General features: G+C 69.6%; 12 protein-coding genes. 6 read left to right on the top strand and 6 right to left on the bottom strand.

All coding sequences use genetic code 11. From position 1 onward, the window contains the following. Positions 1-109 precede the first annotated feature (109 nt). The 3 genes from CS0771_RS28010 to CS0771_RS28000 are packed head-to-tail and all read left to right on the top strand — an operon-like array spanning position 110 to position 2,737. The gene (locus tag CS0771_RS28010) at positions 110-1,615 is read left to right on the top strand and encodes a DUF4419 domain-containing protein (protein WP_212843789.1); all 1,506 of its coding nucleotides are present in this window, start codon (positions 110-112) and stop codon (positions 1,613-1,615) included. Between the two features lie 20 nt (positions 1,616-1,635). Next, on the top strand, positions 1,636-2,085 hold the full coding sequence (locus tag CS0771_RS28005) for an NUDIX domain-containing protein (RefSeq protein ID WP_212843788.1): 450 nt from the start codon (positions 1,636-1,638) through the stop codon (positions 2,083-2,085). A gap of 25 nt (positions 2,086-2,110) precedes the next feature. Then, complete coding sequence (locus CS0771_RS28000) at positions 2,111-2,737, top strand: hypothetical protein (protein ID WP_212843787.1); 627 nt, start codon at positions 2,111-2,113, stop codon at positions 2,735-2,737. A gap of 537 nt (positions 2,738-3,274) precedes the next feature. Here the strand turns inward: CS0771_RS28000 and CS0771_RS27995 are convergent. The 4 genes from CS0771_RS27995 to CS0771_RS27980 form a co-directional block, all read right to left on the bottom strand. Continuing rightward, on the bottom strand, positions 3,275-3,853 hold the full coding sequence (locus CS0771_RS27995; RefSeq protein WP_244871053.1) for a transposase: 579 nt from the start codon (positions 3,851-3,853) through the stop codon (positions 3,275-3,277). Beyond that, on the bottom strand, positions 3,850-4,329 hold the full coding sequence (locus CS0771_RS27990; protein ID WP_212843626.1) for a winged helix-turn-helix domain-containing protein: 480 nt from the start codon (positions 4,327-4,329) through the stop codon (positions 3,850-3,852). Before CS0771_RS27990 ends, CS0771_RS27995 begins: the two co-directional genes overlap by 4 nt. Positions 4,330-4,676: 347 nt before the next feature. Next, entirely contained in the window at positions 4,677-5,939 is a 1,263-nt protein-coding gene (locus CS0771_RS27985; RefSeq protein ID WP_212843786.1) for a hypothetical protein, read from the bottom strand. Between the two features lie 424 nt (positions 5,940-6,363). Beyond that, on the bottom strand, positions 6,364-7,455 hold the full coding sequence (locus tag CS0771_RS27980) for a helix-turn-helix domain-containing protein (protein WP_256442884.1): 1,092 nt from the start codon (positions 7,453-7,455) through the stop codon (positions 6,364-6,366). Between the two features lie 224 nt (positions 7,456-7,679). Between CS0771_RS27980 and CS0771_RS27975 the strand changes: the two genes are divergently transcribed. Continuing rightward, a complete protein-coding gene (locus CS0771_RS27975) occupies positions 7,680-8,135 on the top strand; it encodes a helix-turn-helix transcriptional regulator (RefSeq protein WP_212843784.1) in 456 nt (151 codons plus the stop codon). A gap of 519 nt (positions 8,136-8,654) precedes the next feature. On the opposite strand, the gene CS0771_RS27970 is transcribed toward CS0771_RS27975, so the two are convergent. After that, a complete protein-coding gene (locus CS0771_RS27970) occupies positions 8,655-11,228 on the bottom strand; it encodes a tetratricopeptide repeat protein (RefSeq protein WP_244871077.1) in 2,574 nt (857 codons plus the stop codon). A 278-nt stretch (positions 11,229-11,506) separates the two neighbouring features. Here CS0771_RS27970 and CS0771_RS27965 point away from each other — a divergent pair, with 278 nt between their 5' ends. Beyond that, positions 11,507-12,631: a serine protease gene (locus tag CS0771_RS27965; protein WP_212843783.1), complete on the top strand. Its 1,125-nt coding sequence runs from the start codon at positions 11,507-11,509 to the stop codon at positions 12,629-12,631. Positions 12,632-12,721: 90 nt separating this feature from the next. On the opposite strand, the gene CS0771_RS27960 is transcribed toward CS0771_RS27965, so the two are convergent. Beyond that, a complete protein-coding gene (locus CS0771_RS27960) occupies positions 12,722-14,089 on the bottom strand; it encodes a PLP-dependent aminotransferase family protein (RefSeq protein WP_244871076.1) in 1,368 nt (455 codons plus the stop codon). A gap of 67 nt (positions 14,090-14,156) precedes the next feature. Here CS0771_RS27960 and CS0771_RS27955 point away from each other — a divergent pair, with 67 nt between their 5' ends. Next, a complete protein-coding gene (locus tag CS0771_RS27955; protein WP_212843782.1) occupies positions 14,157-15,122 on the top strand; it encodes a DMT family transporter in 966 nt (321 codons plus the stop codon). Positions 15,123-15,311: the final 189 nt, after the last annotated feature.

Genomic DNA, 15,311 nt, shown 5'->3' with positions numbered 1-15,311 from the left:
CCCGCCGAGGGTCGCGCGGACAGGCCGACGGGGTGGACCGGCAGCGCCGGTTCACCCCGTTCCTCTGCACGGGACAGCGTGGCCGACCATCGGACGGTAGTGTCGCCCGGTGGTGATCTTCCCGGTCGACGATGTCGCCGCAGCGGCCGAGCCGCTGCCCACCGCGCCGCTGAGCCGGATGTTCCCGAACGCGATCGCCGTCGGCGGCGACCCGGACCTGGCCGTGGTGACACTCAGGACGGTGGTGCATCCGCTGCTGTACGCGGTCGGACGCGCCCATGCCGAGAGCCGTCCCCTGGCGCTCTCCCCGGACGCGGTGTGGCTGACCATCGCCGAGGGCCTCGCGCAGCACGTCCGGCTGCACGCCGGGCATCCGAGCCCGCCGGGGAAACCCACCGGGCGCCGGCTGGAGATCGTGCCGGACGGCCCGGCGCCGCGGGACGCCGACTCCTGGCGGCACCTCATCGCACGACAGGCCGGGCTGCCCGATGCGCGGGCCACCGGCGCCGCGCTGTTCGCCTGCGACTTCACCACCAGCACCGAGGTGGAGCGGGTCGCGGCGCTCGCGACGCCGGGCGACGGCTACTGGCCGTACTTCGGCGTCTGGACCAGCGGTGGACGCGGCCTGCCCGCGATCACGCTGACCGGAGCCGAGCAGGACTGGCGCACGATCCGTGAGCGGGTCGAACAGCTGCCCCGCTTCGGGCTGGCGGGCTGGCACCGTTCACTCGCCCCGATCGCCGACCAGTTCGTCCGCGCCGCCTCGGGCGACGTGGACACGGCCTTCTGGCAGCACATCCTCGACCCCGCCGACGTGGACGGCGCCAAGACGGTCACCGGCTGGATCGCGCGGCTGTTCCCGTACGTCGCCGCGGACGGTGTGCCCGCCAGCCGGCCCAACCCGCTGCTGGAGCTGCCGCTCGACGCGCCGCATGACGGCACGGACGGCAACCGGCCGAGCCGCGGCCCCGGGGTACGGATACAGGACGTGCAGGCCGTGCTGTCCCGGGTGGTCGTGCACGTCGACGACCGGACGGCGGACGCGCGGCACACGGTCGCGCTGCACGGCGGGCTGGTCGCGGTGGCACAGGACGCGGCGGGTGCGCTGTGCCCGGTCGCCGGGTGGCACCTGACCTCCGCCGACGCCGAGATGGAAGACCTGCTCGACCGGATCGAACGTGAGCACGTCGTGACCGCGCCCGGCCATGCCGAAGGGCATGACGACGCCGACCTCGAAGCGATGTTCCAGCGCATGGGCTCGGCGACCCTGTTCGGCGGCCGCTGGCGGCTGGCCCGGCCCGACCGGCCTCGCCGGGTGATCCTGGACGGCGGCATCACCGTGACACCGGTGATCGACCTGCCCGACGGGCGAAGCATCTCCTGGGTGCACCGGTTGCGCGAGCAGGGATGCCACTGGGCGGTGTGCCGCGTCGAGGAAGTGCGGACCGACGTCGGCCGCGGGCTCACCGTCCGCAACTTCGAGTTCGCCGACGACCCTGCCGAGGTATGGCTGTACGGCACGAGCTTCGCGGCGCTGCTGGAGGTCGCGCTCGACAGCGGCGGCGACATCGGGTCCCTGCGCAGCGGGCGCCTCGCCGACCTGCTCCACCCGTGACCAGGGCAGGAGGGGAAACGATGTCCGGCAAGCCGGTGCGCGAGAAGGTCGTCTGCTACATCGTGCGCGACGGCAGGCTGCTGGTTTTCCGGCACGTCGACTACAGCTGGGAGGAGGTCGGCATCCAGGTCCCGGCCGGGAGCGTCAAGCCGGGCGAGACGCCGGAGCAGGCGGCCCTGCGCGAGGCGGCGGAGGAGACCGGGCTGCCGGGCCTGAAGCTGCTCGGCAAGCTCGGCGAGACGGAGTACGACCCCAGCCCGTACCTGTACGAGCTGCACCACCGGCACGTCTTCCACCTGACCGTCACCGAGGACACCGCGGAGCGCTGGTTCAGCAGCGAGGACGACCACGGTGACGAGCCGATCCGGTTCGAGTGCTTCTGGATCCCGCTGGCCGCCGCGCATGTGCTCCAGGCCGGGCAGGGTGCGCTGGTGTGGCGGCTGCCCGAGGTCATGGCGGGGCACCGTTAACCGATCATGAGACTAGGATGCGGGTATGGCTCTGCTACACCACGCTGACATCAGCCCCACCAAGCTCGAACTGCTCGCCGCCTGGCTGCCCGGCCGGACCTGGTTCTCCGGCGACGCGGCGGCCGTCGAGCGGGTCGCCGCCTGCCGGTTCGACGATCCGGCCGGCGAGGTCGGCATCGAGATGATGATGGTCCGCGCCGGTGACGGTCCGGTGCTGCACGTGCCACTGACCTACCGCGGCGCGCCGCTGGCCGGGGGAGAGGCGTTCCTGATCGGCACCACGGAGCACTCCGTGCTCGGCAAGCGCTGGGTGTACGACGCCTGCGGCGACCCTGTGTATGTGTCCGCGCTGGCCCGCGCCGTGCTCACCGGCGGCACGCAGGCCGAAGAATACTTCGAGGTCGACGGCCAGAAGCAGGTCCGCGAACCCGCGATGACGGTGACGGGCAGCGGCTCCCACGAGCAGGCCCTCGTGCTGGACGTGCTGCGGAAGGTCACCGACGGCGACCCGACGGTCGTCACGGCCGACGGCGTCGAACTCAGCGTGGTACGCGCGGTGGGCACCCGAACACCATCCGGCGACGAGGCCCTTACGGCGAATTGGCCTGGCTTGTCCGCACCGGTCGTGATGGCCACCGTTAACCTCGGGTGAGGTTGTCGGAGCAGGGACTCTTTTTCGGTAGGGTCGCTGGTTCGATGCCAGGATCGTCTCACAGATAGTCGTAGATCGAAGCTCGCTAGCGATCAAAGCTCGCGAGCTTCTTCGACAGGCTGAGGGTGCTGGGACGGTGCGGCGCCAGCGAGGCTACATGCTTCTCGAGGACTTCTCACCTGTGCGGGTACTCGAAGCGCTCGCGACCATCGGTTCCATTCCGACAATTAAGATCTTCCGCCGCTATGCCTGGTATACCACACTTCAGGCCCTTCGCATGGCCGCCTCCAGCAAGCGACGTGGCGACAGCTGTGGCGCAGCTACGCAACCACACCCGAGTCTCGGGTCGGCAAGCGATACGGCGCGTCTTTCGCGCCTCGTCCTGCTCAAGGACCCGGATTCGACCACGCGATTGTCCTCGACCGAATGTCCACCAGCCAACCAGCCTCTATGTCGGGTTTAGATGCGCCCGGCGGAACCTTACCGTCATCAGCTGCGAGCCGATCCTCAGGCCGGAGATCTAGACACCTTTCGCGGTCAGGGTCTGGTCGGGGCTGGTGGAGATAGACCCGTTCCAGCGAAATAGCCGTCGATGAGGTTCTGTCGGTACTGCATGCGCTTGAGGCGGTTCTTCACCGCCTCAAGCAGGGCACCCGCAGTGCGGGCGGGCAGGTTGGCCAGGCCGCGCTTCATCGCCGACCAGACCTTTTCGACAGGGTTGAGCTCCGGCGCGTACGCGGGCAGCGCGTAGACGCGCAGCCACGGCCTGGCGGCGACCAGCGCCCGCATCTTCACCGACCGGTGCGTGCTCAACCCGTCCCAGACCAGTACGATCGGCGCACGCAACTGCTGATGGGCGGCATCCAGCAGACTGGCGAAGTCGGGTTCGCGAAACCCTTTGGGCTCGCCTTTGCGGCCGCGGTGCAGCATCGTCCGATAGATCAACCGGCTGCGTTCGCCCGGCCGGTAGCAGACCATGCCGGCCACCGACACCCGCACACCGCCGGCCGCGGTCACCGACACCACCGGAGTGTGGCCGCGCGGAGCCCAGGTAGCGGCCTTGGCCGGCCGCAGCGTCTGCCCGCACTCGTCGGCGAAGCAGATCCAGGCGTTCAACCGACGCGCGACTCTTTTAGCCCAGGCCACCGGTAGCGCCGCCAGTGCGCGACGGCCTGCTCGTCACGCTCTGCGGCCCGGTGGACGGGCAGCTGCGAGGTGTAGCCCAGGCGCTGCATCGCCTGCCACGTCGTGGTCAGGCCCACCCGCACATGGAACATGGACCCGATCAACGTGGCCACCCGCGCCAGAGTCCACCGCTGGTCCTGGCCGTACCCGGCCGTCGCCGGCCCCTGCTCCAGCCGTGCCCGCAACCGTTCCAGCTGCTCATCCGACAGCATCGGATCCGGACCTGAGGGGCCCCGCGACGCCAGAGCCCGCACGCCACCGGCGACCCAGGCCCGCCGCCACTGGTAGGCCGACTTCGTCGACACCTCCAGCGCCGCGGCGACCTCAACCGCGCCGACACCCTGCGCAAACAGCTCAGCCGCACGCCCACGCAGCCGCTCACGCCTGGCCCGGCCAGCCGCGTCCATTCCACCACCATCGCCGTACCGCATGCCACCAGCACACCCGACCACCGACGACAGCCGCGATCACCCGAAAGCCTCAAAGTGGACTCGGACCAGACCCCCACTGCGAAAAGTGTCTAGATGCTGATCGACCTGACGAGTGCTGATGACCGTGTATGCCGTTCGCCCCTATTGCGCAAGTGAGGTCGTCAGAACTGCACAGTTGCCCAATGTAGCTCTCGCCGTGTCTGCCGAGCGCGCACCCGATGCCCGACTTGCGAAGGTAGGGTGTACGTCCCGATGGGGTGGCGTGTGTTATTTCTAGCGAGGACGGCGTTGGCGACGGTCGGCTGTTGCGGTCGTCCGTGAGGTCAACCAACTCTCCTGAGGTGTAACACACTGCCGTCGGCGCCATATGCTGCGGCTGCGTCTGGCTCGGCACCGATGGCGACGTTCTCCAATGCGCGGCGTCCTGCGCTCTGTTGCGCCAGGAGCACGTCGGACGGCGAGCCTGCCCTCAGCGCCTCATCAACCTCGGCGTCAACGCCAAGGGTCACTTCGAGCAAGCCACCAGGCAGCGGAACGATCTTTCGCTGGCCCATGACATGCCGGTTGCCGCCTGTCACGTAAGAGCCATGCTGGCCGTCCCTGTCATCAGAGGTGAACCGGTAAGCCCTAGAGGGATGGGACCAGCGTTGAAATGCCACCCGGTTGCCGGAGAGTTCTCCGAGGCTAGCCCACGAGGCCATGAGTGCACCCTCGACCAGGGTTTCGTTCGAGTCATTCGCCCTCGAGTCATCTGCAAAACGGTCGTCCAATCGCGTCAGATCAAGCTGAATTGCCGGTGTAGCAGGCGCCGGTGGCAACGAGGTTGTTGCCGACCTATCAGTGAAACGGGGCCGACTGGTCTGCAGCGCCAGGCACTTTATGGATTGAGTGCCCATGACCGTACTCGTTACGAGCCCATCGGGGATTTCTGCCGCAATCGTTACACCGTCGAGTTGCCCACCGCCGCGAGCAAGTTGGCCGTAAGCAACACTTCGGCTTGTCGTCCCCTTGCACTCGAGTACGGCTAGCGTGAACGCCCCCAGTCGGCCGGGAACGTCGGAAATCAGAAGATAGTCGGGGCGCTTGGACCCAGTTTTCGAGACTTTCTGGCCACGGACGGAACCATTGGCGAGTGCCACGTCGATATCTATCACACGCGGAGGTCCGGCGTGTCCATTTGCTCGAAGCCACTTCTCGGCGAGCATGATCGAAAAGCCGATTCCGATGTCCTCGGACGTCACCCGCAGTTGATTGCCCCGGATGCGGCGACCCGCCTGTGAGAGTTTAATCGATGGAGGATGTACCTTACGCGATTTCGTCGTTTCAAAAAGGCCTAGGTAGCGAAACAAGCCCCAATGTTTGTAGACCTCGTACAGCGTTTGGTCGACTTGCGGTGCAGTCGCCGCAGCTAGCCGGTGTAGAACGTCAACGATACGGACCGTGATGGGGCCGTCCAGGGCTCGGACTTCTTTCAGCGGACGAGCGTATCCCTTGGTGCTCGATACTTTCCCGACCAGCGCTGTATCGCTAATGCTCGGAACTGTAACAGTGCTGCCTACGAAATTGAGCGCATTGGTAAGTTTCATTCACGGTCACCTATTCATGTTCTGGACTTCGAACAGCGCTATCTGCGGCGGCAGCGTTCGATCCAGCGGACGAAGCTGGGGCCAGAGGTTTGATACGGACAGTGTGGATTTGCGTTGAGAATCGATCTCGCTGAGCAGGTGGACCCGATGGAGTGCTGCCGTCCCCCAGCGGCGTCTAAGGCACGTCGAAGAATAAGGCCAGAGCGGGCGTACCTGGTTGAGGTGGCAGAAAACCGATTCAGCCTTGGTGTTTCGTGTCGATGAGGGGTAGGGCCATCTGGTGCGGCTGTGGTTGGCGATCTATGGCTGACGCAGAAGAGGGCCACTGGCCCGACCGCTACATCACACCCGAGCACAGAGGGTGCGCCCTAGATGGCTTTATGGCAAGCCTCGACCTGGAAGACCGGAGCGGCAACGTGTCCCGTCATGCGGCGCGGCGGTCGATGAGGTTGGCGACGGCGGTGATGCGGCGTTGCAATCGTGCAGAGTCGGTGCGATCGGCCGCGGTCTGCGCACGGTCGAGAGTGGAGCGTGCGGCGTCCACGTCTCCGGTCTTGGCGTAGCTTTCGGCCAGCCAGGTCTGGTACAAAGCGACTTCGCGGACGTGGTCGCTGTCGTATCCGGCCAGGGCCCGGGTGAGCAGCGGCTCGGCCTGGGCGGGTGTGCCGAGTTCGATGGCGCAGCGGGCGGCCATCACATCGATCTCGGCGCGGTTGAGCCAGTAGACCCACTCGGGCTCGCATATGTCGGCGGAGCGCTGCTCGTAGGCGTCCTCCACGGCGTTAAGGACGCGGCGGGTGGTGCTGGCGTCGCGCAGGCGGGCGGCGGCCCATGCGTGACGTTCGAGTAGCAGTGCCCGGACGACCGGCGTCGCCCCGACTGCCCCTTTGACGGCAGACCGCGCGATCAGCAGCGCGTCCTCGCGGCGGCCCACATTGGCGATCTGATAGCTCAGGCTCGACAGCAGTTGCGCGCCCAGCACCCGATTCCCCACCGTTTCGGTGGCGCTGACTCCGGACAGGTAAAGCTGCTTGGCCTTGAGATACTGCCCGGCGTCGCCGGCGACCCAGCCGGCGAGTTGCGCCAGTTCCCCCACCACCGTGAACAACCTGCGACCGAAGGCGTCACCGAAGACGGCCTCGCGAGCGAGCACGGTAGCCGCATCCAGTTCCTTGGTGATCACGGGCAGCATGTGGCTGCTGCTGACGGTGTCGTCGAGATGCCGCAGCTGCACGGTTCGGGCTTCCAGCGCCTCGACGAGATCGGCGCCGACCTGTCGGCCCGCGCGCAGGTGTATGGCGGCAGGGGAGTCGGCGATCAGCCATTCATGGGTGACGCGCACCGGGTCCAGGGCTGTGCCGATGGTGACACCGAGAGCCTGCTCGTAACGTTGGATCACCTCGACGGTGACAGCGCGACGACCGGTCTCGACCAGCCCGAGGTAGGGCTTGCTGAAGTGCGTCAGCGCAGCCATCCGGGCGAGGCTGAATCCTCCCGCTTCACGTGCCGCACGCAGCCTCGACGGAAGGCTGTTGTCCTCTGTAGACGGTGGTAGACCCGCATCTGATTCCACGCCGGTTCCTTTCCGCTGATCCTGGTATAGCCCAGCGGGAACGCGCTTGAGATGTCCGGACCTGGCTGGCGCTTAGGGGAAGACCAGGAGTCGGGGCTCGCACCCTCCGACACCTCCCATGGCCTGGTCTTCCCCACCGTAGCCGACGACAGCAGGGAGACGCGAGCATGTCGATCTACGAAACCTTGTCTGGCGAGCATGCTGGTGGCCGATCTGTGCCAGGCAGGCGGCTTGAAAGCGAAGGAGTTCTCAAGCAAACGAGTGCGCAACTACGAGACCTGACGCCGTACGCCTCTGCGCTGCACTTCTTCGGCGCAGAACTACGCCATCACCGGCAGCTCGCCGGCTTGTCGCTGCGACGGCTCGGACCGCAGGTGTTCGCGTCTCCGTCGCAGCTGAGGCTGGTTGAGGCCGCGCGGCGGTTCCCGTCGATGGACCTGGCCGGTCGGTGCGACAGCGTGCTCAACACCGGTGGTGTGCTCGCCCGGCTGCATCCGCTGGTGTCGGCCGAGCGAGCCGTGCGCCTGGGCGGCTCCCACCTGCCCGTCATCGCAAGACAGCAGGTGAAGGTCCTGTTGCGGTTACTCGTGGATGGTGATCCGGCGCTGCCCGGTGGCTCGTAAATCGCGCTCACCGCCTCGTGGTCATCCAGTTGTCCACGGCGGTGAAGAACGGTGTGTCGGCGGCGCGCTGGCTGATCGCCGCGGGATTTCCTTCGCCGCGGCGATCAGCCGTCCCTCTGTCGGCCCCCGGCCGCGCCGCCGGGTGCCAAGATCGGCAGTCCGTGTCCAAACCTGTGGTTCTACCCGAGGTTGTGACACGAGACAGCGATCTTCCACCGGCCCGAGCTGCTGGGACGACGGGGACGGGTGGCGAAGATCGCGGGTTCGTGTCGAGATCTGCGGTTCTAACAGAGATGTCGACACGAACCCGCGATCATGCCTCGCCGCCCCCTGGAGTCAGCCCGCGGAAGGCGGTGACCGCAGCCGCGAACTCCGGGTTGCGGACCACGGTGAGGTGGTCGCCGGCCAGGACCTTCCAGCGCGCCGGGGAGGCTGGCCGAGGTTGGCGCGTACCGCGGCGAAAGCCCGGTGGAACGCGAACCGGCCGGCTCCGGTATGCCGGTGCGGGACCAGTCAGGGTCATCCGGGATTCGGTCCGGCACTCGTCGCCCTCGCCGCAGGATCGGTGGCGCGGGCCAGCCGGTCGCGCACCTCCTCCGCATCTGGATGGCCGAGGTCGTCGAAGATGCGCAGGGCTCGCTGCCAGGTCCGCACGGCGCCTGCTCGGTCGCCCAGGGACCATCGGCTGTCACCGAGCCGGTTCAAGGTGTCCGCTTCGTCGTAGCGGTCACCGATCTGGGTGAAGAGGACCAGTGCCCGGTGGTAGCACGAGACCGCCCGGCGGTGGCGGCCGAGGCGGTCGTGGATGAAGCCGAGGCTGTCCCAGGTGTTCGCCTCGCCGTGCCGGTCGTCGGTCTGGCGCAGCAGCACCAGCGCCCGCCGGCAGTGGTCGAGCGCCGGCCCGTACTGGCCGAGTCTGGCATGCGCCCACCCCACCCCGTTGTGTGCGCTGGCCTCTCCGGACAGGTGACCGGCGCGTCGGTACAGCTCCAGGCCTTGCTGGGCGTGGTGCAGGGATTCGGCATGGCGGCCGAGCCGATCCAGCAGCGCGCCGAACGCCCGGTAGGTTCGTGCCTGCCCGGTGTGGTCACCGAGTTCGCCGAACAGCTTCAGCGCCGCGCGGTAGTGGTCCTCTGCCTCCTCTCGTTCGCCGACTCGGGACAGCGCACGGGCGAGATCGCGGTGAGCGCTCGCCTGCCCGGGCCGCTCGCCCGCCTGCTGCGCCGCGGCAAGGGCGGTTCGCTGCGCGGCGACCAGGCTCGGCCAGTGGCCTTGGCGTTGCAGGAAGTCCACCAGGGTCCGTGCCAGCCGCCAGGCGTGCCCTTCGAACTGGGCGCGTTCGGCGTGGGCGACCGCAGCCAGGAGCACGCGGTACTCGGCGGTGAACCAGCCCAGCGCCTGGCTGTGATCAGCGATCTCCTCGGGTGTCACCCCGGGTCGGGCGTCGGCCAGGCTGATCGGATCCCAGCCAGGCTGCAACAGCAGGGCGGCCGCATGTGCGGTGTGGAGGTAGTGGTCCAGTCCGCGCTGGATCGCCGTCCGCTGGGTGTCGGGGGTGTCGATGCTTTCCAGCAGGTCGGCCGCGTACCCCCGCAGCAGGTCGTGGACGTTGAACCTGCCGGGCACGTGTTCGGTGACCAGGTGCGCATGGGCCAGTTCGGCCAGTAGCCGGTGCGCTTGATTTCGGGGCAGCCCGGCCAGGCTGGCAGCGGCGGGGATTGCGGTGTCCGGCCCTGGATGGCAGGCGAGCAGCCGGAACAGGCGCGCGGCGGGCGGGCTCAGATGCTGGTATGACCAGGAGAAGACCGCCTGCACGTCGGTGCCGGCGTCGCCGCCGTCGAACGCGTCGAGTAGCCGCCTCGTCTCCCGCATCTCGGCGGCGAGGGTGGACAGCGGAAACGACGGATGTGCCGCCCCTCGGGCGGCGACCACCGCCAGCGCCAGCGGCAGCCGCACGCACCGTTCGATCATCTCGTTCACGGCCTGCGGTTCTGCGGTCAGCCGGTCTGCGCCGAGGCGCCGTGCCAGAAACTGCCACGCCTCGTCGAAGGAGAGCAGTCCGACGGTGACCGGCAGGGCGCCCTCGGCGGCGACCAGGCCGGCGAGGCGGTTGCGGCTGGTCACCAGCACCAGGCAGGTCGGGCTGCCGGGCAGCAGGGGGCGCACCTGCTCGACGTCGCGGGCGTTGTCCAGCACGATCAGCATCCGCCGGCCGGCGAGCAGGCTGCGGTACAGCCCCACCTGTGCGGGCAGGTGTATCGGGAAGCGTTCGGGCGGCACGTCGAGCGCCTCCAGGAATCCGCGTAGCGCCTCGGCGGGCGTCATCATCGAGCCGCTGGGGTCGAACCCGCGCATATTGACGTAGAGCTGGCCGTCCGGGTAACGCTCTGCGGCGCGGTGGGCCCAGTGCACCGCGAGAGTCGTCTTGCCGACCCCGGCGGTGCCCGACAGCACCACGCTCGTCGCGGCCGGTGGGGCTGAGCCGCCTGTCCCAGCGGTAGTGGTGGCGTCGTCGAGCTGGGTGAGCAGCTCCGCGCGGCCGACGAAGGCGGTCAGGGCCGGCGGCAGCTGCTGCGGCACGGGAGCACCTGCCGCCATGCCGTTCGCCTGAGCCGGCGCGGCACCGGCATGCCCGCCGGCCGGCTTCATCCGACGTCGGCCTTCCTCGACCTGGTCTCGCACGGTGGCCAGCACGCCTTGCTCAGCGCTGGTGGCCCCGAGCAGCCGGGTCAGGATGTCGAACCGCTCGGTGGGGGGCAGGACGTTTCCCGCGAAGTACTCACCGATGATGCCGTGAGACCAGCCGGTCTTCGCTGCCAGCTGCCGGTATGTCAGTAGGTTGCCGCCATGCTGGCGCGCGTGGCGGTGCCGCAGCTTGCGCAGCAGTAGGGCCAGATCCTGCACCGTCTGCAGTTCGCGATCCACCCCGAGCGCGGAATGGGATGCGTCGGATGTCTGGTGGAGGGCCTGCCGGGCACCGGGACGCACTGGTTGGTCGTACATACTCTCTCTCCCTGCTGGCCACCCGGCGGCCTCATGTGCAGACACCGCGAGCGGTTCAGCCTTTCTGGCATCACTGGAACATCGCCGCATTGATCCATCTCTAAGGGATGAATGACGCATAGCCGGACTTGCCCAAGGCTGCCCGAGGCCGAGGTCGAGTTCCGATGTCGCGTGTGGACTGCCGCGGCTATGCCCGGCGGGTCTGGTGCCACCGCCGGTGGCGATCCACCGCGCCAGTGCGATGGCCTTCGCCACGGATCCAGGTGTCCAACGATGTCCAACATCCTCATTGGACGGACGATCCATCGATAACAGTAACCGTCTGAGCGGATGCCGCACGGGCTCCGCCACAGGTTGGGAGAACATGAATGGCAGTCACAACGACCGGGCGACGGGTCTCCGCGACCCGGATCCTCAGCGCCGTCGCGCTGGCGGCCGGGGTAGCCCTGGCCGTGCCCCAGTCCGCTGCGGCCGCCCGCGACGATGCGGGCCTTCTGGCGAAGGCCGGCGTGACCGGAGGCGCGGTGGCTGTTCACGCCGAAGCGTGGACGGCCGGACGTGCGAAGTACGGGCGTAACGTCACCGCGGCCCAGGCGGTCGAAGCGTTCTGGACGCCGGAGCGCATGCGCGCCGCCAGGCCGATCGAGGAGTCACCCGAGTACGCCCGCGCGATGGCCGTGGGCAACGCGGCGGCGAAGACCGCGACGCCGCAGGCGGCCACCGGCGCCCGCAAGCCTACGGTGATCCCGCCCTTCGAAGGGGCCCTGGGCACCCCCAAGGGCGATGGCGCGTCGACGCTGGCCGTCAACCCGAACTTCGCCTCGTCCCACCCGACCGCGCGCACCAGCGGTAAGGCGTTCTTCGTGCTCGGCGGGGCCTCCTACCAGTGCTCCGGCACCGTGGTGAACTCTGCGGGCGCCGACACGGTATGGACGGCCGGGCACTGCATCCACAGCGGCGCGGGCGGCCAGGCCGCCTCCAGCTGGGCGTTCGTGCCGGCCTACGACGACGACCTGGCCAACCCGCGGCCGTACGGCACCTGGTACGCCGTCAGCATCTGGACCATGAACGCCTGGATCAACTCGTCGGCCCCGGCCGAGGACATGGGCGTGGCGATCATGGGCACGCTGAACGGCAACCACATCGTCAGCTACCTCGGCGGCCAGGGCCTGTGGACGTTCGCCGGCACGCAGAACCTGCAGAACGCGTTCGGCTACCCCGCCCAGACCCCGTTCGACGGCGGCAACCTGCTGCGCTGCAGTGGCTATTCCTCGCAGGAGAACGCCAACGTCTGGACCGAGACGATCAAGATTCCCTGCAACTTCAACAAGGGCGCCAGCGGCGGTGGCTGGTTGCTGAACTGGGACGGCAACTGGGGCCTGGTCAACGGGATCAACAGCCGCGTCGACCGGCTGCCCAACCCCACGATCGTGGCGTCGCCGTACTTCGACCAGACGGCTCTGGACCTGTACGACTTCACCAAGAACATGTGAGCTGTCCGCAGCCGCGGATCTCATGACGATGCTGTGGGAGTCACCTGCTCCCACAGCATCGTCATGCACCGGCTCGGAGGAAGCCGGCGGTCAGAGCTGCGAAGCCAGGACGGCTACTGCGGCGGTGAGCTCGTCCGGGGTCTGTGCGGCGTAGCCCAGCACGAGTCCTGGCGGGCCGTCGCCGCCGTGCCGCAGCTCGGACAGGGCAAGCGGGCCGAGCCCGGCGGCCCTGGCCCGCGCGGCGAGCGCCCGGTCGTCCACGCCGGAGGGCAGCTCGGCGACCAGGTGCAGTCCTGCGGCGACGCCCGAGATCCGAGCCTGCGGCAGGTGCGCGCGCAGCGCCGCGACCAGGGCGTCACGGCGGGTTCGCTGGGCGCGCCGAGCCCGGCGCAGGTGCCGGTCGTAGCCGCCCGAGGCGAGCAGTTCGGCGAAGGCGAGCTGCTCCAGCGCCGAGCCGCCCATGTCCGCGTCGGACTTCGCCTGGCGTACGGCGTCCAGCCAGCCCGGCGGCGGCACGAGCCAGCCGCGCCGCAGCCCTGGCGCGAGCGCCTTGCTGGCCGAGCCGACCAGCGCCACCACGTCCGGCGCGACGCCCTGCAGGCAGCCGACCGGGTCCCGGTCGTAGCGGAACTCGGCGTCGTAGTCGTCCTCGATGATCAGGCCGCCGGTACGCCGCGCCCAGTCGATCAGCTCGGCCCGCCGCCCCGGCGCGAGCACCGCACCCGTCGGGAACTGGTGCGCGGGCGTGACGAACACGGCCCGTACGTCCCCGAGCGCCGAGACGACCGCGCCCTGCCCGTCGACGGGCAGCGGCCGCAGCGACAGGCCGTGCGCGAGCAGGTGGCCGCGGATGCCCGCGCTGCCCGGATCCTCCACGCCGACCTCGGTCAGGCCGCGCGCGGCGAGCACCCGCCCGAGCAGGCTGAGCGCCTGGGCCGCGCCGGTCGTGACCACGACCCCGTCCGCCCCCGTCCGCGCCGCGCGGACCCGGCCCAGGTACGACGCCAGTTCGCCGCGCAGCCGCGGTACACCCGCCGGGTCGGTGTAGTCGAGGTCGGCGTCGGCGGCCGTGGTGAGTGCGCGCTCGTACGCCCGCCGCCACGCCGCACGCGGGAACATGCCGAGGTCGGGCACGCCCGGCCGCAGCGCCGCCACCCGGCCCGGCGGCACCGGCGTCGGCGAGCCCGCGACAACCGACGCGGGCGGGGGAGCGGGCGCGACCGTGGTGCCCGAACCGCGCCGGCTCACCAGCCTGCCCTCAGCCGTGAGCTGCTCGTACGCCGCCACCACCAGCCCACGGGACAGGCCCAGGTCGGCCGCGAGGTCCCGGCTGGACGGCAGCCGGGTGCCGGGCACGATGCGCTGCTGCGCGATCGCCTCCCGCAGCGCCCCGAGCAGCCGCTCGCCAATCCCGGGCAGGTCCCGGTCCAGGTCGAGCAGCGCTTCGCGTACCGCCAATTGGTCCTCTGTTTCTGTGTTCAAGTGGCCCTGTCTGGTGTACCAATGTCGACCATACCGTCAGGTGGTGAACCGCGACAGCCTGGCCGGAGCGGCCCTGTGCAGCTTCGGCATGATGATCCTCGGCGGCTCGGTGAGCCTGAGCCGCCTCGTCCTCGACTATCCGATCCTCACCGGGCAGGCGCTGCGCTACGCACTGGCCGCCGCGCTGCTGGCCGCCCTGCTGCGGCTGTTCCCGCGCCTGGGCGGCATGACGCCCGCGCCCCGCCCGACCGGCCGCGAGTCGGCGCTGCTGGCCGCCGTCGCGCTGATGGGGCTCGCCCTGTTCAACACGCTGCTGCTGACCGCGCTCGACCACGCCGACGCGGCCGTGGTCGGCACGGTCGTCGGGGCGGCGCCGCTCGGCCTGGCGCTGGCCGGGCCGCTGCTGCGCGGCGCCCGCCCGGCCGCGCGGCTGGTCATCGCGGCGGGGATCGTGGCGGTGGGCACCGCGCTGGTGCACGGCGCGGGGGCGGCGGACGGCGTCGGGCTCGCGGCGGCGCTCGGCACGCTGGTGTGCGAGGTGTCGTTCTCGCTGCTGGCCGCGGCGGTGCTGCCGCGGCTCGGCGCGGTGCGGGTGTCGGCGTACAGCTGCGCGCTCGCGGTGCCGATGCTCGTGGTGGCGGCGCTGGCCACGGGGGAGTGGGCGCGGCTGCGGATGCCCACGGCGACCGAGGCCCTGATCCTGCTCTACCTGGCCGTGATGATGACGGTGGTCGCGTTCCTGGCCTGGTTCACCGGGCTGCGGCTGCTCGGGGTCGAGCGCGCGGGCATGTTCACCGGCCTGGTCCCGGCGGCCACCCTGGCCGTCGCGGCGCTGCAGGACCAGACCCTGCCCGGCCTCACCCAGACGGTCGGCGTCCTCGTCGTCGCCGCCGGCCTGCTCTGGGGAGCCACGGGCGGACGTGCTCCGGCACCTGCGCCATCGCTCGTCCCGCCGACCGGACCGGCGCGCCCACCGGCCCGCGTCCCCGCCATCGGCCCATCCTCCTAAGGCGATCCAGGCAGCGCGCGCCCACCGACCTGTGCCGAAGGAGGCAGTCCCAAAGCGACGGACCGGAGCCTCGGATGGGGCAACGCGGCGCAGGTGATGGTGCCGGAGAAGTGGACGGTGGACCGCGTGTACATCGGCTGTACAAAAGGTGTACGCAGGTCGCAGTAGCCTCGCGGCGATCATGGTCGC

The organism is Catellatospora sp. IY07-71, assembly GCF_018326265.1.
Classification (GTDB): Bacteria; Actinomycetota; Actinomycetes; order Mycobacteriales; family Micromonosporaceae; genus Catellatospora.
The sequence above is the reverse complement of the archived record's forward strand: the minus strand, read 5'-3'. Positions and strand labels throughout refer to the sequence as shown.

Excerpts from the sequence above, each read along its gene's own strand:
- CS0771_RS28005 (WP_212843788.1), top strand. The coding sequence starts at position 1,636 with ATGTCCGGCAAGCCGGTGCGCGAGAAGGTCGTCTGCTACATCGTGCGC.
- CS0771_RS28000 (WP_212843787.1), top strand. The coding sequence starts at position 2,111 with ATGGCTCTGCTACACCACGCTGACATCAGCCCCACCAAGCTCGAACTG.
- CS0771_RS27990 (WP_212843626.1), bottom strand. The coding sequence starts at position 4,329 with ATGGACGCGGCTGGCCGGGCCAGGCGTGAGCGGCTGCGTGGGCGTGCG.
- CS0771_RS27985 (WP_212843786.1), bottom strand. The coding sequence starts at position 5,939 with ATGAAACTTACCAATGCGCTCAATTTCGTAGGCAGCACTGTTACAGTT.
- CS0771_RS27975 (WP_212843784.1), top strand. The coding sequence starts at position 7,680 with ATGTCGATCTACGAAACCTTGTCTGGCGAGCATGCTGGTGGCCGATCT.
- CS0771_RS27970 (WP_244871077.1), bottom strand. The coding sequence starts at position 11,228 with ATGCGGCGATGTTCCAGTGATGCCAGAAAGGCTGAACCGCTCGCGGTG.
- CS0771_RS27965 (WP_212843783.1), top strand. The coding sequence starts at position 11,507 with ATGGCAGTCACAACGACCGGGCGACGGGTCTCCGCGACCCGGATCCTC.